The 17436-nt window shown below is 75.0% G+C and carries 20 protein-coding genes; 13 read left to right on the top strand and 7 right to left on the bottom strand.

The genetic code is table 11. The annotated features are described in order from the left end of the window. The first annotated feature begins 519 nt into the window (after positions 1–519). Positions 520–1536 carry a nucleoside hydrolase gene (locus tag AB0E77_RS20550; protein WP_361572648.1) on the top strand — a complete coding sequence of 339 codons (1017 nt, stop codon included), beginning with the start codon at positions 520–522 and terminating at the stop codon, positions 1534–1536. 104 nt (positions 1537–1640) lie between these two features. Then, positions 1641–3311 (top strand): alpha-amylase family glycosyl hydrolase, encoded by a 1671-nt coding sequence (locus tag AB0E77_RS20555; RefSeq protein WP_361572650.1) that lies wholly within the window; start codon positions 1641–1643, stop codon positions 3309–3311. Between the two features lie 49 nt (positions 3312–3360). Here the strand turns inward: AB0E77_RS20555 and AB0E77_RS20560 are convergent, their stop codons facing one another. The 4 genes from AB0E77_RS20560 to AB0E77_RS20575 all read right to left on the bottom strand — a co-directional run bounded on the left by AB0E77_RS20560 (position 3361) and on the right by AB0E77_RS20575 (position 6586). Further along, complete coding sequence (locus AB0E77_RS20560) at positions 3361–3873, bottom strand: FxLYD domain-containing protein (RefSeq protein ID WP_361572652.1); 513 nt, start codon at positions 3871–3873, stop codon at positions 3361–3363. A gap of 149 nt (positions 3874–4022) precedes the next feature. After that, positions 4023–4391 carry a DUF6479 family protein gene (locus tag AB0E77_RS20565; protein ID WP_361572654.1) on the bottom strand — a complete coding sequence of 123 codons (369 nt, stop codon included), beginning with the start codon at positions 4389–4391 and terminating at the stop codon, positions 4023–4025. 49 nt (positions 4392–4440) lie between these two features. Then, positions 4441–5316 carry a serine hydrolase gene (locus AB0E77_RS20570; protein ID WP_361572656.1) on the bottom strand — a complete coding sequence of 292 codons (876 nt, stop codon included), beginning with the start codon at positions 5314–5316 and terminating at the stop codon, positions 4441–4443. 298 nt (positions 5317–5614) lie between these two features. After that, a complete protein-coding gene (locus AB0E77_RS20575; RefSeq protein WP_361572658.1) occupies positions 5615–6586 on the bottom strand; it encodes a LysR family transcriptional regulator in 972 nt (323 codons plus the stop codon). A gap of 85 nt (positions 6587–6671) precedes the next feature. Here AB0E77_RS20575 and AB0E77_RS20580 point away from each other — a divergent pair, with 85 nt between their 5' ends. Then, positions 6672–7706, top strand: a complete 1035-nt coding sequence (locus AB0E77_RS20580; protein ID WP_361572660.1) for a PHB depolymerase family esterase — start codon at positions 6672–6674, stop codon at positions 7704–7706. Further along, on the top strand, positions 7706–9340 hold the full coding sequence (locus AB0E77_RS20585; protein ID WP_361572662.1) for a penicillin-binding transpeptidase domain-containing protein: 1635 nt from the start codon (positions 7706–7708) through the stop codon (positions 9338–9340). Before AB0E77_RS20580 ends, AB0E77_RS20585 begins: the two co-directional genes overlap by 1 nt. 10 nt (positions 9341–9350) lie before the next feature. Here the strand turns inward: AB0E77_RS20585 and AB0E77_RS20590 are convergent, their stop codons facing one another. Both AB0E77_RS20590 and AB0E77_RS20595 read right to left on the bottom strand, forming a co-directional pair. Beyond that, positions 9351–9584, bottom strand: a complete 234-nt coding sequence (locus AB0E77_RS20590; RefSeq protein ID WP_361572664.1) for a twin-arginine translocase TatA/TatE family subunit — start codon at positions 9582–9584, stop codon at positions 9351–9353. Between the two features lie 142 nt (positions 9585–9726). Then, positions 9727–10710, bottom strand: a complete 984-nt coding sequence (locus tag AB0E77_RS20595) for a sporulation protein (RefSeq protein ID WP_361572720.1) — start codon at positions 10708–10710, stop codon at positions 9727–9729. Positions 10711–11014: 304 nt separating this feature from the next. Here AB0E77_RS20595 and AB0E77_RS20600 point away from each other — a divergent pair, with 304 nt between their 5' ends. From AB0E77_RS20600 to AB0E77_RS20640, 9 genes are all read left to right on the top strand, one after another. Next, the gene (locus AB0E77_RS20600) at positions 11015–12355 is read left to right on the top strand and encodes a hemolysin family protein (RefSeq protein ID WP_361572666.1); all 1341 of its coding nucleotides are present in this window, start codon (positions 11015–11017) and stop codon (positions 12353–12355) included. Next, positions 12352–13374, top strand: a complete 1023-nt coding sequence (locus AB0E77_RS20605) for a hemolysin family protein (RefSeq protein WP_361572668.1) — start codon at positions 12352–12354, stop codon at positions 13372–13374. Before AB0E77_RS20600 ends, AB0E77_RS20605 begins: the two co-directional genes overlap by 4 nt. Before the next feature lie 196 nt (positions 13375–13570). Continuing rightward, the gene (locus AB0E77_RS20610; protein WP_361572670.1) at positions 13571–13978 is read left to right on the top strand and encodes a MerR family transcriptional regulator; all 408 of its coding nucleotides are present in this window, start codon (positions 13571–13573) and stop codon (positions 13976–13978) included. Positions 13979–14181: 203 nt separating this feature from the next. Further along, a complete protein-coding gene (locus AB0E77_RS20615; protein ID WP_003975194.1) occupies positions 14182–14385 on the top strand; it encodes a cold-shock protein in 204 nt (67 codons plus the stop codon). 197 nt (positions 14386–14582) lie between these two features. Further along, positions 14583–14987, top strand: a complete 405-nt coding sequence (locus AB0E77_RS20620) for a sortase-dependent protein (protein ID WP_361572672.1) — start codon at positions 14583–14585, stop codon at positions 14985–14987. Next, complete coding sequence (locus AB0E77_RS20625) at positions 14984–15634, top strand: class F sortase (RefSeq protein WP_361572674.1); 651 nt, start codon at positions 14984–14986, stop codon at positions 15632–15634. The genes AB0E77_RS20620 and AB0E77_RS20625 overlap by 4 nt, the downstream gene beginning before the upstream one ends. Positions 15635–15698: 64 nt before the next feature. Further along, complete coding sequence (locus tag AB0E77_RS20630) at positions 15699–16190, top strand: RNA polymerase sigma factor (RefSeq protein WP_361572676.1); 492 nt, start codon at positions 15699–15701, stop codon at positions 16188–16190. Then, positions 16174–16695 carry a hypothetical protein gene (locus AB0E77_RS20635; protein ID WP_361572678.1) on the top strand — a complete coding sequence of 174 codons (522 nt, stop codon included), beginning with the start codon at positions 16174–16176 and terminating at the stop codon, positions 16693–16695. The genes AB0E77_RS20630 and AB0E77_RS20635 overlap by 17 nt, the downstream gene beginning before the upstream one ends. Next, entirely contained in the window at positions 16692–17054 is a 363-nt protein-coding gene (locus AB0E77_RS20640; protein ID WP_361572680.1) for a DUF952 domain-containing protein, read from the top strand. The genes AB0E77_RS20635 and AB0E77_RS20640 overlap by 4 nt, the downstream gene beginning before the upstream one ends. 36 nt (positions 17055–17090) lie before the next feature. Here the strand turns inward: AB0E77_RS20640 and AB0E77_RS20645 are convergent, their stop codons facing one another. Continuing rightward, the gene (locus AB0E77_RS20645) at positions 17091–17411 is read right to left on the bottom strand and encodes an SCO5918 family protein (RefSeq protein ID WP_361572682.1); all 321 of its coding nucleotides are present in this window, start codon (positions 17409–17411) and stop codon (positions 17091–17093) included. Positions 17412–17436 lie beyond the last annotated feature (25 nt).

The following is a 17436-nucleotide window of genomic DNA, read 5'->3' on the forward strand; positions in this document are numbered from 1 at the left end:
CCCTCTCCGGCCGACGGCACGGACGGCGACGGTCCAGGATCGGGGGTGCGCGTGCCCGGCGGCGCCGAGGCCCGCGCGTGCCCGGCCCCCCGGCCGGCGCCTGACGCGGTCGGTGGCGTACGGCCGCGTCAGCCGCCCGCCCGCTCGAGGGAGAGCACCGCATCGACCGTGCCGGCCCGCCCTCGCCCGTCCCCGTCGGGCAGGTGCCGGGTGGCGTACGGCTTCGGCCGGGTACGTCGGCCGACGGCTCTGCCCCGGCCCCTCGAGGCCCGGCCGGAGCGCCGCTCGGCTCGCGCCGGGACATCGCGCGGGCCGCGCGGCCCAGACCGCCCGCACGCGTGTGCCCGCCCACGCGGCACGGGCACCCGATGCCGCACCGCGCGGACCACTGCCGCGCGGACCACTGCCGCGCGGACCCGCATCGCGCGGACTCGCATCGCGCGGACCCGTGCCGATCCCGGCCGGTCATGCCGCGTAGGGTCGCCGCACCGGCCCCCGCGCAGCACAAGGAGCCATGCCGTGCCGAGCCCTCAGTACCCGCACCCGCATCCGCACCCGCGCCGCTCCCACCGGCCCGTCCCCGTGATCGTCGACTGCGACACCGGCATCGACGACGCCCTGGCCCTGCTGCTGGCCGTCCGCCACCCGGGGCTCGAGCTGCGGGCTGTCACCTGCGTGGCCGGGAACACCGACGTGGACGGCGTGGTGCGCAACACCCTGACCGTGCTGGAGCAGGCCGGTGCCCCCGACATCCCCGTTCCCCGGGGCGCCGAGCGTCCGCTGATCGAGGCCGTACGCACCGCGCGGCACGTGCACGGCCACGACGGCATGGGCGACCTCGGGCTGCCCGCGCCCACCCGCACCCCGGCCGACGTGGACGCCGTGGCCCTGCTGCGCCGCGAGATCCTCGCCTCCCCGCACCCGGTCACCCTGATCCCCACCGCGCCCGCCACCAACATCGCCCTGCTGCTGCGCACCCACCCGGAGGTGACCCGCAACATCGAGCGGATCGTGTTCATGGGCGGCGCCGTGGCCACCGGCAACGCGACGCCGGTCGCCGAGTTCAACGTCTGGCACGACCCGGAGGCGGCCGCGATCCTGCTCACCGCCGGGGTGCCGATCACCATGTACGGGCTGGACGTCTTCCAGCGCGTGATCGTCCCCGGCCCCGACGTGCGCCGCCTGCGCGCGAGCACCGAGCCCGGCACCCGCCTCGCCGGTGAGCTGCTCGCCCACCGGGGCCCCGCCACCGACGAGGCCGACCCCGGCGGCGGTCTCGGCGACGCGGGCGCGGTCTGCGCGGTGATCGACCCGGAGGGCCTGACCACCCGCCGGCTGCCGGTCGAGGTGTCCCTCGCCCCCGGCCCGGCCCGCGGCCAGACCCTCGTCGACCGCCGCGTCCGCCCCGGCGAGTCCGAGATCCACGAGGGTACGCGCGAACAGCCGCTCGTGGACGTCGCGTTGGACGTCGACGTGGCCCGTTACGTGGACCTGTACCTGCGCGCGGTCGAACGCCAGCACACCGAGGAGGGCTAGGACAGGGCACGGTCACCGGCGCGTCCCGCCACCCGCGCGTTCACTTTTGGGGTGATGTGGACAGATCTGTTCGTGTCGCCCGCACGCATCGCGAAGGAGACCGCGTGACCGTACGCAGCACCACCAGCACGCCCGATCTGTCGTCCAAGGACCCCAACTGGTGGCGGCAGGCCGTCATCTACCAGGTCTACCCGCGCAGCTTCGCCGACGCCGACGGCGACGGGCTCGGCGACCTGCGCGGCATCACCCAGCGCCTGACCCACCTGGCCGCCCTCGGCGTCGACGCCCTGTGGCTCAGCCCGTTCTACCCGTCCGAACTGGCCGACGGCGGCTACGACGTCGACGACTACCGCGACGTCGACCCGCGCCTGGGCACCCTGGACGACTTCGACGCCCTGGCCGCCGAGGCCCACCGGCTCGGCCTGAAGGTGATCGTCGACCTGGTCCCCAACCACACCTCGCACCGCCACGCCTGGTTCCAGGAGGCCCTGCGCGCGGGCCCCGGCTCGGCCGCCCGCGACCGCTACGTCTTCCGGGACGGCCGCGGCGAGCACGGCGAGCTGCCGCCCACCGACTGGCAGTCCGTCTTCGGCGGCAGCGCCTGGCAGCGGGTCCCGGACGGCCAGTGGTACCTGCACCTCTTCGCCCCCCAGCAGCCCGACCTGAACTGGGAGAACGAGCAGGTCCGCGCCGACTTCCGCACCACGCTGAAGTTCTGGTGCGACCGCGGCGTCGACGGCTTCCGCGTCGACGTGGCCCACGCGCTGGTCAAGGACCTCTCCGAACCGCTGCGCGACCTCGGCGCCCCCGAGCTGAGCAGCGAGGCCGCGCTCGCCGAGTTCGCCCCGGGCACCCACCCCTTCTACGACCGCGACGACGTGCACGAGGTCTACCGCGACTGGCGCAAGATCCTCGACGCCTACAGCCCGCCGCGGATGGCGGTGGCCGAGGCCTGGGTCCCGGGCGCCCGGCGCGCGCTGTACGCCCGCCCGGACGAACTGGGCCAGGCCTTCAACTTCGAGTACCTCCAGGGCCGCTGGGACGCGGCGGAGCTGCGCGAGATCATCGCCGGTTCGCTGGCCGACGCGCACGCCGCCGGTGCCTCCGCGACCTGGGTGCTGTCCAACCACGACGTCGTCCGGCACGCCTCCCGGCTGGTCCTGCCGCCCGGCACCGACACGGACGCCTGGCTGCTGTCCGGCGGCCACGCCCCGGCGGTCGACGAGCGGGCGGGCCTGCGCCGGGCCCGCGCGGCGACGCTGCTGATGCTGGCACTGCCCGGATCGGCGTACGTCTACCAGGGCGAGGAGCTCGGCCTGCCCGAGGTGGCCGACCTGCCCACCGAGGTCCTCCAGGACCCGATCTGGGAGCAGACCGGGCACGTCCGCAAGGGCCGCGACGGCTGCCGGGTGCCGCTGCCGTGGACGACGGGCGGACCGTCGTACGGCTTCGGCGCCGGCGAGGCCTGGCTGCCGCAGCCGGCGCGCTTCGCGGAGTACTCCGTGCAGGCCCAGGACGGAGTGGCGGGCTCGACCCTGGAGCTGTACCGCACGGCCCTGCGGCTGCGCCGCAAGCTGCTCGACGGCGAGTCGCTGACCTGGGCGCAGGACGTGCCGCCCGGCGTGCTCCAGTTCGACCGCCCGGACGGCTGGCGCTGCATCACCAACCTCTCCCCCGCGCCGGTCGACCTGCCGGCGGGCGAGGTGGTGCTGACCAGCGTGCCGCTGGAGGACGGCCGGCTGGGACCGGACACGACGGCCTGGCTGGTGCGGTAGCGGCGGCGCGCGCTCGGCGCGGCCCGCTCCGTGCGGGCCGCGCGGGCGCTCAGTAGCGCACGGCGTGGGCCACCGCCGCGCGCACGTCCCCGGACAGGTCGTGGCTGCTGCGGGCGGTGGCCCGGCCGGACTCGCCGGCGGGCACGTCGTCGACGGTGACGACGACCGTGTCCAGCAGGGTGCCGCCGGGGTTCGTGAGGTTCAGCTGCACCGCGAAGGACTTCGTCGAGTCCGCGGTGTTGCGGACGGTGATCTCGACGGTGGTGCGCCCGTCGGCGTCCGTCCTCGGCGCCGCCGCCTCGACGTCGCCCGTGACGTCGGCGCCCGAGGTGATGTCCTCGAGCCACCGTTCGGCCTCCGCCGTCGCCGAGGCCAGGGCGTCGGAGCCCTGGGAGGCGAGCGAGGACGCGGCCGACGCGGCCCGGCTGACCGCCGAGCTCGCGGGGTCGGTGGGCGTGGCGCCGCCGTCGTCGCCGTCGTCGGAACAGCCGGCCAGCACGGCGGCCGCCAGGACCACCGGCACCGTGACCGCCGCCGCCCGCCGTGCCCGGTGACCGGCCATGTCGCCTCCAGGGACCTCGTCGCACCCGCTCCCGCGAGGACCCGCGGGGCCCCTCCAGTCAAGGCGTACCGGCCCGGCACCGCACACCGGTGCGCCTCCGAACGAGGCGCTGCGGGTGGTGCGGCCGGCGGGCCGGTGTGCGGATCAGGTCAGATGCGCCCCGGGCTGCCGCTGCCGAAGGATCCACTGGACCCCGGCAGCCAGCGGCGCCGGCTCTGGTCGGCGCCTCGTCGGCTGCCCGCGTGATGGAGCTGGTACGGCATCAGCCGTGGGCTCCCGTCGGTGCTCAGCGGGATCTCGTCCGGCTCCCGGACCTCCCGTTCCTCGTGGACGGGACCGGTGGGCGGGAGATGGGGTTGTTCCTCGGCCCGTGGGCGGGGCGATTCCTGCTCCATGGCCCTCATGCCCCACCGGACGGCCAGGATCAGCACGCCTGCGACCACCAGACCGCCGATGAAGGCCGCGGTCAGGTTGAGCGCGTCCGAAGCAGCCAGCAGTTCATACGTTGCCGTACTCATGTTCTGATTATGTACCCCGAATGGGGATAAAGCGCCTGCTATGTCCGATTCACGGCGCCCGCAGCGCGTCCACCGCGATCCGGGCCGCCGTGCCGATCACCGCGTCGGCCGCCGGGAGGGTGGCGGCGGTGTGGGCGGTGCGGGTGAAGACGGCCACGGCGTAGCGGCCGCCGTCGGGGTACTCGACGACACCGACCTCGTTGCGCAGGGTCGGCAGGGTGCCGGTCTTGCCGGCCACGTGGACGTCGTCGAAGGGGAAGCCCGAGGCCAGGCGGTGCGGCCAGACCTGGAGGCCCAGGATGCGGCGCATGGCGGCGCCGTACTCGGGCGGGCAGGCCTCGTCCCGCCAGACGACGGCGAGCAGACGGGTCATGTCGCGGGGGGTGCTGTGGTTCGCGCGGGCGGGGTCCAGGGACCGCAGCCGGCCGATGACGTGCGGGTCGGTCAGCGCCCGGGCGCCGTCCGGCCCCGCGTCCTCCCGCATCGCGGCCAGCATCTCGCCGAAGGACGACACGGCCCGCGTGCGGGTGAGGCCGAGCCGGGCCGCGGTGCGGTTGACGGCGTCCAGCCCCACCCGGCGGAGGAGCAGGTCGGCGGCGGTGTTGTCGCTGACGGACATCATCAGGAAGGCGGCGTCGCGCAGGGACAGTCCGACGGGGTCGAGCATCGCGGCGATGCCCGTGGGGCCCGGGGTGCGGCCGGCCGGCGGGCACTCGACCCGCTCGGTCAGGTCCAGCAGCCCGGCCGCCGCCTGCTCGTGCAGGGTGACGAGGACGCACAGCTTGTGGACGCTGGCCGTGCACACGGGCTGGTCGGCGCCCGCGTCGACCTGTGCCCCGGAGTCGATGTCGAGGGCGTGCAGCCAGCCGGTGACCCCGGCGTCGGCGAAGGCCGCGCGCAGACGGCCGGTGACGGTGTCGCTCATGGTCAGTGCTCCGGTGCCGGGCGAGGGGGTGTCGGGGTGCGGGTGCCGCCGGCGACGGCGGGCGGCTCCGAGCGCCGGGGCCGTGCTTCGGCTCGGTGCGGGTGCCCGGGGCCGGCGGACGGGGCGTATGCGGCGGCGCCGGTGCGGGGCCGTGCCTCGGTCGCGGTTGCGGCGGCGTCGAGGGCCGCGTACCCGAGTCCGGTGCCGGCCGGTGCGGGTGCTGCCGGTGCGGATGCTCCGGCGCCAGAGTGCGGTCGGCCGTCGGCGCCGGTGGGCCGATGTCCCGTGACGGTGCCGCTCACAGCCAGAACTCCGACGCCGGGCGCAGGTGCAGGGGCCGGGACGGGGCGTCGGTGCGGGCGTCGGCCGTCGTGCGGAGCGCGTGCGTGGCCGCGTCCGCGAAGGCGCCGACGGCCGCGTCACCGCGCCCCTTGGGCCACGCGACGGAGTGCCGCCAGGCCAGCGGGGCCCCGGCGAGCGGGCGCCAGACCAGGTCCGGGTCCCGGCCGTCGGGGCCGGCGAGCAGCGGGGTGTCCCGGGGACCCAGGGCCACCGCCCCGGAGGACAGCACCAGGCCCCGCACGAAGCTGACGCCCTGCCCGTGCCGTACGGCGGCGGGGGTGTAGCCGCCCCGCGCGCAGGCCGTGAGCAGGTCGTCGTAGACCGCGGGCGCGCTGTCGCGCGGGAAGAGCACCAGGTCGTACCCGGTGAGCGCGGCGAGCGGCACCTCGCCGAGCCCGGCCTGGGCCGCGCCGCGCGGCAGCAGCACGCCCAGGTCGCGGCGGAGCAGCGGCCCCAGTTCGAGGCCGGTGACGTCGCACGGGTGGTGGACGATGCCGACGTCCAGCTCGTGCGCGGCGAACGCCGCGAGCTGCTGCGCGGTGGACAGTTCGCGCAGTTCCAGCTCGAGGCCGGAGCGGCGGCGCCGGAAGTCGGCCATCAGCGCGGCGACGGTCTCCCCGGAGACGTCCGGGGACAGCGCGGCGCGCAGCAGCCCGGTCTCGCCGTCGCGGATGCGGCGCGCGGTGGCCAGGAGGGACTCGGAGCGGGCGAGGAGTTCCCGGGCCTCGGCGAGCAGCAGCGTGCCCGCCTCGGTGATCGTCACGTGTCGGCTGCTGCGTTCGAAGAGCCGGACGCCGAGCTCGCGCTCCAGCCGCTGGATGCGCTGCGACAGCGGTGGCTGCGCCATGCCCAGCCGGGCCGCGGCACGCCCGAAGTGTGACTCTTCTGCAACAGCCACGAAGCACTCCAGGTGCCGCACCAGGTCCACGACCAGTAATCATATCGGGCATTGATCGATCCGACATCCATATGGATCTTGGACACGGGTCCGACGGGCTTGCTCTCCTCGGGGCATGCGCTCCCTCCGCGACCTCGTCCCGTTCCCCCGCCGCCGGTGGCCCGGCACGCTCGCCCTCGCCCTCACGCTCCCCCTGTCGGCCTGTGCCGCCGCCACCGAAACCGACCGCCCCGCCGCGACGTCGGCGGCGAGCAGCGCGACCGCACCCGGCGGCCCGGCGACCGGAGCGCCCGGCACCCGCGGACGACTGCGCGTGGACGGCCGTACCCGCGGCTACCTCCTGCACCGTCCCGCAGGGGAAGGCGACGGCCCCCGGCCTCTGGTCGTCGCCTTCCACGGCCGGGGCTCGGACGCCGCGGGGCTGCGCGAGCAGGCCCGGCTGGAGGAGGCCGCCGGGGCACGCGGCATGCTCGTCGCCTACCCGGAAGGACTCGGTCAGGGCTGGGGCGCGGGAACCCGCAGCACCCGGCAGCGCCCGGACCCGGACCTCGACGTGCGGTTCACGGAGGCCCTGGTCAGGCATCTGGTGCGCACCGAGCGGGCCGACCCCGGGCGGGTCTACGTCGCCGGTTTCTCCAACGGCGGCTCGATGGCGCTGCGCGTCGCGGCCCAGCGCCCCGGCCTGGTGGCGGGCGCGGCCTCGGTCTCCGGCCAGCTGCCCTCGGGCGCAGCCGCGGTCGAACCCGCCGGCCCGGTGCCCGTCATGGTCGTCTACGGCGCCGACGACCCCGTACGCCCCCTCGCCGGCTGGCCCTCCCCGCCACCGGACCCCGAGGAGCCCATCGTGCCGACCCGGTCGGCCCGGGACAGCGCGGCGGCCTTCGCCGCCGCCGGGCACGCCGGACGCCCGGTCACCGCACGCGCACGCGGCTACGACCGCACCGTCTGGCACCTGGCCGCCGATCCCGCGGACACCGTCCAGCTCCTCGTCGTCCACGACGCCGGCCACACCTGGCCGGGCTCGTCCGTCACCCCGCCCCGCGGCTTCGGCCCCACCAGCCGGGCCCTGGACGCCACCGACACGATCCTCGACTTCTTCGCCGCCGCCCGACCCGCGCCGCGGTCCCGTCCCACAGAACAGGAACCCTGATGCCGGAGACTCCCTTCCTCACCCCTCCCGGCCGCCGTCGGCCGCGGGGCGGCGTGCGGGCCGTCACCGCCGTGGCGGTGGTGCTCGCGATCGCCGCGGGCGGCTCGTACGCCGCCGGTCTCGGCCCCTTCGCCCGCGGCGACGACGGTCCCGATCCCGCCGCGATGAAGCAGGCGCGCGCCTTCCTCGCCGACTGGGCCGCCGGGCGCCTGCCGAGCGCGGCCGGCCGCACCACCAGACCCGGCAAGGCCCAGGAGGTGCTGCAGAGCTTCACCGCCGGCCTCGACATCGACAAACCCGCGCTGACGGCGGCGCCGGAGGCCAGGAAGGCCGACGACGGCACCCTGACCGTCCCCTTCACCGCCAGGATGCCGATCACCGGCCTGGGCACCTGGACGTACGAGTCGGGGCTGCCGCTGCGCGAGCAGGAGGACGGCGGCTGGAAGGTGGACTGGCGGCTGTCCGTGGTCCACCCCCGGCTGAGCGGCACGGAGAAGTTCCGGCTGGAGCGCGAGGAGACGGCCCCGCCCGAGGTCACCGACCGCTCCGGTACCCCCCTCAAGGGCGCCGACCACCCGTCCCTGGCCCCGCTGCTGGGCCCCATCGCCGGGTCGTCCGGCGGCGGCCCGCGCGGCGCGGTCGAGCTGATCGACCGGGCCACCGGCGAGGTCGTGCGCACCGAGGCCAGGTTCGGCGAGGAACCCGACCCGGCGACCGCGGGACGGCCCGTGCGCACCACCCTGGACGCGGGCTGGCAGTCCGCCGCCGAACGGGCCCTCGCCGAGGCCGACGGCAAGAACGCCGCCCTCGTCGCCCTGCGCATCGACGACGGCGAGATCCTGGCCCTCGCCAATTCCCCGGCCGACGGCTTCAACCGCGCCGCCTCCGGCACCTACGCGCCCGGCTCCACCTGGAAGATCGTGACCAGCAGCGCCCTGCTGCTCAAAGGTGCCGTGAAACCGGACGATGTCGTGGACTGCCCCAAGTACCTGACGGTGGGCAAGGAGTTCCACAACGTGGAGACCTCCGAGCACCCGGGCGCCACCTTCCGCAAGGACTTCACGGAGTCCTGCAACACCGCCTTCATCAGCCTGCGCGGCAAGCTCGACGACGGGGAGCTGGGGAAGGTGGCGCGCACCTACTTCGGGGTGGGCCAGGAGTGGCACGTCGGCATCCCGACGTACGACGGCTCCGTGCCGGTGCCGAAGGACGAGACGGAGAAGGCCGCGTCGATGATCGGCCAGGGGCGGGTCCAGGCCAACCCGCTGATCATGGCGTCGGTGACGGCGACCGCGGTCTCCGGCGTGTTCCACCAGCCGTCCCTGACCCCCGGGGACCAGGACGGGACCCGTACCGAGCCGCTCCCCGACGAGGTCGTCTCCCAGCTGCGCGGCATGCTGCGCGCCACCGTCACCGAGGGCACCGCGCACGTCCTGGCCGACCTGCCCGGCGAGGTCGGGGCGAAGACCGGCACCGCCGAGGTCTCCGACGACCAGGACAACAACGGCTGGCTCGTCGTCCACCGCGGCGGCGTCGCCGTCGCGGTCGTCGTCGAGGAGGGCGTCACCGGCGGCGGCTCGGCGGGGCCGATCGTGCACAGCCTGCTGTCGGCCGTACCGGAGGACCCGTCCTGAGGCGCACCCGTCACGCCCGGGCGCCGCCCTGGGACGACCCGGGGCCGGCGTCCTCGCGGCGCACGGCCTCGCCGGGGATCATCCGCGGGGCCCCCGGCGCGTCCTCGTCCCGCGCCGCGCGGGCCTCCGCCTTGAGGATGCGCGCCGACTTGCCCGCCGAGCGGGCCAGATCCGGGAGCCGCTTGACGGCGAGGACGGCTATGACGACGACGAGAATGATCGCGAGCTCGCTCAGTCCGAACACGGCGCTCCCCGGATGGCATGCGGTCCGGGCCCGCGACCCGGGCCCGGTCGGAATCTACGGCAGACACGTCAGGCATTGCATCTACAGATGTGTAGAAGCTATCAGCCGGCGGCCCGCCGTGCCCCCGCCGCTCACACCTCCGTCACTCCTCCTCGCCCCCGTCGTCCTCGTCGCCCTCGAAGAAGTCCCCGATCTCGTCGACGGCCTCGGCCGCCACCATCCCGCCCGCGACGCCCACCGCGAGCCCGGCCGCGCCCGCCGCGACGGCGGTGCCCGTGCCGGGACCCGAGTGGTGCCCCGGCTCGTGCCCGTGGCCGCCCGCGTGCCCGTACACGGCGTGGGAGCCGTAGGACGCCCGGTGCTCGACGAGTTCACGGATCCAGCCGTCGACCAGGCTGCCCCAGTCCTGGCCCGCGACCCCCTCGTGCGGGACGGTGAAACGGCTCAGGGCGTCGTGGCCGCCCCCGAACGGCCCCCCGCGCTTGTCCGCCTCCAGGACCACCTCCAGCCCGCCGGGGGCGGCCAGGAAGGTCAGCTCGATCTCGTCCGCCTGACCGGCGTACCGCGGCGCCGGGGTGAGCTCGATCTCCTGGTAGAAGGGCAGCTGCTGCCCGGTGCCGCCGATGCGGCCGTACTCCAGGTCGGCCGAGCGGAAGCCGAAGCCGAGCTGCCCCAGCGCCTCCAGGACGGCCTCCTGCGCGGGCAGGGGCGCCACGGTCAGCGGGTCCAGGTCACCCTTGTCCCGGGCGCCGGCGACCGCCAGCTCCGTGCGCACGCCGAGGACGACGCCCAGCGGCTGCCCGTGCAGCTCGGTGACCGGGGTCTCCCAGGGCAGCGTCACCGTGAAGGGCACGCTGTGCCGCTCCTGCGCCTCCAGCCGGAAGCCGCCGCCGACGGTGAACCGGCCGAAGGCGACGACGCCCTCGCTCTCCCCGTCCGCGTGCTCGGCCTCGACCCGGGCCACCAGCTCCAGCGCGAGCCGCTCGACGTCGAAGCCGGTGGTGCCGCCGACGAGGTCGACCCGGCCCGACAGCGCACCGCCCGGCCGGGCGGCTCCCGGGTCCAGGACCGTGTCCACCGTGGGCCCGCCCACGCCGAAGGAACCGAGCAACCGCTTGAACACCATCGAGGCGTCCACTCCTTCACGTTCGTGCGGGGAGACTTCGGTGCGGGAACACGTGCGGGACACGTGCGGGAACAACCGGAACCGTCCCGCCGTTCTCTACAGGCGAGTAGAAGCATAGGGGTCCAGGGACTCCCGATCTCTTTGCTCGTCCTTTACCATGTGAAGGCATCCCCGGGTGGCCCGCAGCGGCCCCCACCGACCCCGTTAAGGAGTCCCGTTCCGTAATGGAGCCCCCTAGTACCGGCCGTGCCACGGACGGCCCGCATCTCGCCCTGTCTGCGCGTGAGGGAAGCGGGGTGGCACGGTGACCGAGGTCCTGCTGCTCCTGCTGGCCCTCCTTCTCACCCTGGCCTGCGCGCTCTTCGTCGCGGCCGAGTTCTCGCTCACCACCGTCGAGCGCGGTGACCTGGAGCGTGCCGCCGAGTCCGGCGAGCGCGGCGCCGACGGCGCCCTGAAGGCCGTACGGTCCCTGACCCTCCAGCTGTCCGGCGCCCAGCTCGGCATCACCGTGACCTCGCTGGTCATCGGCATGCTGGCCGAGCCGTCGCTCGCGGTGCTGCTGCGCGGCCCGCTGACGGCCATGGGCCTGGGCGGCGCCGCCTCCACGGTGGCGACCGTGCTCGGCGTGGCCGTCTCCACCGTCGTCCTGATGGTCGTCGGCGAGCTGGTCCCCAAGAACTGGGCGATCTCCAGTCCGCTGGTCGTCGCCAAGGCCGTCGCGGGTCCGCAGCGCGGCTTCACCGCCGCCTTCGGCCCCTTCATCCGCCACCTGAACGACACGGCGAACCGCTTCGTCCGCCGCTTCGGCCTGGAGCCCGCCGAGGAGCTGGCCTCCGCCCGCAGTCCCGAGGAACTGGTCGCCCTCGCCCGGCACTCGGCCGCCGAGGGCGCCCTGGAGGCGGACTCCGCCGAGCTGTTCGTGCGCACCCTGCACCTGAGCGAGCTGACCGCGGAGAACGTCATGACCCCGCGCGTGGACGTCAAGGCCCTGGAGGCCCACGCCACCGCCGCCGACGCCGCGAACCTCTCGCACGCCACCGGCCTTTCCCGCTTCCCGGTCTACCGGCACAGCCTGGACGAGGTCGTCGGCACCGTCCACATCCGCGACGTGCTGGCCCTGGAACCCGGCCGGCGCGCGGCCACCCCGGTCACCGAGCTGGCCACCGCGCCGCTCCTGGTGCCGGACAGCCTGCCCGCCGACCGCCTCCTGGAGCGCATGCGCCGCACCCGCACCATGGCCGTCGTCATCGACGAGTACGGCGGCACGGCGGGCGTGGCGACCGTCGAGGACATCGTGGAGGAGGTCGTCGGCGAGGTGCGCGACGAGCACGACCCCGTCGAGACCCCCGACCTGCTGCCCGCCCCCGCCGGCCCGGACGGCCGCGCGGCCTGGGAGGCCGACGGCTCGCTGCGCCTGGACCATCTGGAACGCATCGGCCTGACCGCCCCGGACGGTCCCTACGAGACCCTGGCCGGACTGGTCGCCACGCACCTGGCGCGCATCCCCGCCGTGGGCGACGTCATCGACCTGGACGGCTGGCGCCTGGACGTCCTCGACGTCGACCACCACCGCGCCGACCGCCTGCGCGTGACCGCCCCCGCGCCGCTGCCGTCCGCCGAGCGGGAGCCGGAGGTGGCCCGATGACCGCCGTGCAGCTCCTCATCGGAGCCCTGACGCTGCTGACCAACGCCTTCTTCGTGGGCGGCGAGTTCGCCCTGATCTCCGTACGCCGCAGCCAGATCGAGCCGCACGCGAAGGAGGGCGACAAGCGGGCCCGGATGACCCTGTGGGGCCTGGAACACCTGTCGGCCATGATGGCGACGGCCCAGCTGGGCATCACCGTCTCCTCGCTGGTGCTGGGCGCGGTCGCCGAGCCGGCCATCGCGCACCTGATGGAGCCGGTCTTCGAGGCCGTCCACATGCCGCACGCCCTGGTCCACCCCGTGGCCTTCGCCATCGCCCTGGCCCTCGCGACCTATCTGCACATGCTGATCGGCGAGATGATCCCGAAGAACATCGCGCTGGCCGCCCCGGCGACCACCGCGCTGATCCTCGGCCCGCCGCTGGTCGCGCTGACCCGGGCCCTGAAGCCGGTCGTCTTCGGCATCAACGCCTTCGCCAACACGCTGCTCAGGTTGTTGCGGGTCGAGCCCAAGGACGAGGTCGAGGCCGTCTTCACCGACGACCAGCTGGCCCGCATGGTCGTCGACGCCAGCGAGGCCGGACTGCTGACCCCGGCCGACGGCGAGCGCCTGCGCGACGCGCTGGAACTGGGCACGCGCCCGGTCGGCGAGATCCTGGTCCCGGTCCCGAAGATGCGCACGGTCCCGCACACGGTCACCCCGGCCGCGCTGGAACGCCTGGCCGCCGAGGCGGGCTACTCCCGCTTCCCGGTCACCGGCCCCGGCGGCACCGTGCTCGGCTACCTGCACATCAAGGACACCCTGGGCGTCACCGACCGCGACCGCCCCTTCCCGCGGAGCGCCCTGCACCGGGTCACCCGGGTCCGCATCGACACGCCCCTCGACGACACCCTCACCGCCCTGCGCACCGAGGACAGCCATCTGGCCGCGGTCACCGGGGAGACGGGCACCGTCCTGGGCTTCGTGACGATGGAGGACGTCCTGACGGAACTCGTGGGGCCTGCGCCGCTGGCGTCCTGACCCGACGCCCCGGCCCGGCGCCTGGCCCGACGCCCCGGCCCGGCGCGCCGGCCGGGCGCCCTGATCCCGCCCGCCGCGCCGGTCGGATATGTGTTCGCCGCGACAGGTATCCGACCGGCGCGACTAGAGTTCAGGTGTGGGGGAACGGGATTCCCCACGGCGGGCCGTGTCCACTGCGGTCCGCGGGAAGGTATGCATGCCCTCGGAGAGCAGGCTGGACGCCGAAGGCCGGACGCAGGCCGCCGACAGGCTCGACGACGATCATTACCCGGCGTACACCATGGGCAGGGCGGCCGCGCTGATCGGTGCCACACCCGGATTTCTCCGTGCGCTCGGTGAGGCGGACCTGATCAGCCCCATGCGGTCGGAAGGCGGACACCGCCGGTACTCGCGGCAGCAGCTGCGCCGCGCCGCCCGGGCCCGTGAGCTGGTCGACCAGGGCACGCCGATCGAGGCTGCCTGCCGCATCGTCCGGCTCGAGGACGACCTGGACGAGGCGCTGCGGATCAACGAGGAGCTGCGCCGCGCGGCCGAGCGGCCCGGGAGCGGCGGCCGCGGCGGCGGGCGAAAATCTGACACCGGGGAAACAGATATTCGCGGGTAAGCGAGAAGATTTCCGCATTCCCCTTTCCGCAGTGATTTTCGACTGGATTTCTTGCCCGCCCGGGCCGGATATTCCGTGCTAGTGTCGATGTCAGTTGCAGTTGTGGTTGCCCTTTGCGTTACCGGTTTTTCCGGGCAGGTGATCATCGCAGCGATGGGAAGGCCCGCACGGTGTGGGTCTCCAGCACTGCCAAGGAGAAAAACATGGCTTCCGGTACCGTGAAGTGGTTCAACGCCGAAAAGGGCTTCGGTTTCATCGCGCAGGACGGCGGCGGCGCCGACGTCTTCGCCCACTACTCGAACATCGCCACCCAGGGCTTCCGTGAGCTCCAGGAGGGCCAGCGGGTGAACTTCGACGTCACGCAGGGCCAGAAGGGCCCGCAGGCGGAGAACATCGTTCCCGCGTAACACGCGCGAACCGCACATGAGGGCCCGCACCGTGAGGTGCGGGCCCTCATGCGTGTCCGGGCACCGGTGACTTTGCCCTTTCTTTACAACCCGCTCCGGCGCCGCCTCGTCTCTCCGCTCGATCCGCACCACGCGACCCCGCGTCCCCGCCCGCCGACCACGGGCGGGCGGGCGGACCGACGAGAGAGAGCGACCCGATGCGCCGGACCATCCTCAGTGCCCTGGCACTCGCGTGCACCGCCGTACTGGCGAGCACCGCCCCCGCGTTCGCCGACGACCCGACCGCGGCCCCCAGCAGCCCGCCGGCCACCGCCACCCCGAGCACCGGCACCGAGCCCACCCGGGCGCCGTCGCCGGTGCCGTCCGTCAGCTCCCCCGCCCCGTCCGTCAGCTCCCCGGCCCCGTCCGCCGAGCCGACCAGCCCGCCGGCCGACGGCGGCCAGGTCTCCGCCGTGCCCGAGGGCGCGCCCGACACCGGCGCGACGACCCCGCAGTCCGCCGGGAACTCCGGCACGCTCGTCGGCGCGGGCGCCGGCACGCTGCTCGCCGCGGGCGGCGCGGTCGCCTTCGTCGTACGCCGCCGCCGGGCGACCGGGGCGTGACCGCGTTCTCCGGGCGCGCCCTGGCCGGCCTCGCCCTTGTCGCGCTGCTGGTGGGCTGCGGCGGCGGGCACGGGACCGAGGACACCGCGACCGCACCGTCCGCCCGCACGGCGCCGTCCGCGCAGACCCAGGACGGCCCGGTCCGGCCCCTCACCCGGTCGGTCCCGGTCGGCCTGCGCATCCCGGCCATCGGGGTCGACACCCCGGTGATGAGGCTGGGACTGGAACCCGACGGCACGGTGCAGGTGCCCCCCGTCACGGCCCACGACCGTGCGGGCTGGTACCGCCACTCGCCCACGCCGGGCCAGGTGGGGCCGTCGGTCGTGCTCGGCCACGTCACGGTCGGCAGCCACGGGGACGGCGTCTTCCGCCACCTCGCGCGGCTGCACCGCGGCGACCGGATCGAGGCGCGCCTGGAGAACGGCACGGTCGCGGTCTTCACCGTCACGTCCCTGCGCACGGTGGCGAAGGCCGCGTTCCCGACCCGGGACGTCTACGGGGACGTGGACCGCCCGGAGCTGCGGCTCATCACGTGCGGCGGCCCGCACGACGGCACGGGCTACCGGGACAACGTCATCGTCTTCGCCGAGTTGACCGCCACGACCACGGGGGCCGCGGGCGTCCCGACGGCTTCCGCACCGTCGTGAACCCGGGAACGAGGACCCCCGCAGCCGCGTCTTCCCCCTGCCCCCACCCCGACCATGGAGAGCGTTGAAACGGTCCCGTGACAGGGCGGCGTCCGAGCTGTTCGCCGCCCTCTACCCCCGCCTGGCCGGCTGGTGCCGCCGGCTCGTCGACGACGACGAGACCGCCCACGAGATCGCCTCGGAGGCCTTCACCCGGCTGTGGGCCCGCTGGACGTCCGTCGACGAGCCCCGCGGCTTCCTCTACGTGACCGCGGCCAACCTCGTCCGGGACCACTGGCGCAAGCTGGAGCGCGAGCGCCGCGCCGTGCGCCGGGTCACCGCGGAGGTCGCCGTGCGCCCGCATCCCCAGCAGGCCGACCCCTCGGTGCGGCTGCTCGTGCAGTCCCTGCCGGAGCGACTGCGCGTACCGATCCTGCTCCACTACTACGCTGACATGCCGATCCGAGAGGTGTCCGCGCTGACCGGGCGCAAGGAAGGAACCGTCAAGGCCGACCTCCACGCGGCCCGCGAACTGCTCCGCGTCCATCTGAGGAGAAGCCTTGACCACACGCTTTGAGGACGATCCGGACGGCCCGGAGTACGCCCACGACGACCCGCACGACCCGTTGCTGGTCGTGCTGCGCCCGGGACCGGACTTCCTGGGCCCGCCGCCGGGCCGCTACGAGGCGATCCGCCGGGCGGCGTCCCGGCGGAGGCTGCTGCGCACGGCCGCCGGGGCCGCCGTCGCGGCCTGCGCCGCCGCTGCCGCCCTGCTGGTGCTGCCGGGTCAGTGGGTGAACCCCGGCCCACCGGCCCGCCCGGCCGCACCGCCGGCTCCGCCCCCGGCCGAACCGACGCCGACCCCGTCGCCGTCGTTGCCGTCCGAGCCCACGCGGTCCGCGCCCACGCCGACGGCCTCACCGTCCGCGAGTCCGGGCCAGGAGCCGAGCTGGGGGGCGACCGGTACGTCCGCCCCCACGGTGCCCTCCGCCGCCACGAGCACGCCCCCGGACGACGGGCCGACGGCACCGGCGACATCGGCCCCGCCCGGAGACGGTCCCGCCGGGACAATCGGACGATGATCTATCACGTCGTACCGTTCGCCGACTGGGAGGCCGAGCCGGACCGGCCGTACGCGCCCGCGTCGCTCGCCGAGGACGGATTCGTGCACTGCTCCCCGGACGAGGGGACGACCCTCGCCGTCGCCGACGCCTTCTACCGCACCGCTCCCCGGCCCCTGCTCGCCCTGGTCGTCGACGAGAAGCGGCTCACCGCGCCGTGCGTGTGGGAGGCGGCGGACCCCGTTCCGCCGCCCGGGGTGGCCGAAGGCACCCTGTTCCCGCACGTGTTCGGCCCCGTCGACCGGGACGCCGTCGTGCGGATCCTGGAGGTCCGGTGGGACGACGAGGGCCGGGCGGCCGGTCTGGCCGCCGCCGGCTGACGCCGGGGCCCTCGCCGTCCCGCGTTCCCGGGGCCCTCAGTCCTCCAGCGGCGCGGTGCCTCCGAGCAGCTCCGAGGCGGTCTGCACCGGCGAGACGGCGGGCGACGGCGCGGGAACGGCCGCGGGGTCGGGATGGCAGGTGAAGCCGAGGCGGGCCATGGCCCGGGTGACTTCGCCGCCGGTGAAGTCGCGGCGGTCCTGGCGGGTGATGACCGCGCCCACCTGCTTGACGGGGTAGCGGCGGCGGCCGATGGTCACGGACTCACCCGTGATGGGCTCGGGAGTGATGCCCTTCATCGAGCTGAGCACTCCGTCCTTGGTCAGGTCGAACGGGTACCGGGCGATGACGCAGCGCATGGTGCCTCACAGGGGGAAGGGGACG

It is taken from the genome of Streptomyces sp. NPDC032940 (genome assembly GCF_040636935.1).
Lineage (GTDB): Bacteria > Actinomycetota > Actinomycetes > Streptomycetales > Streptomycetaceae > Streptomyces.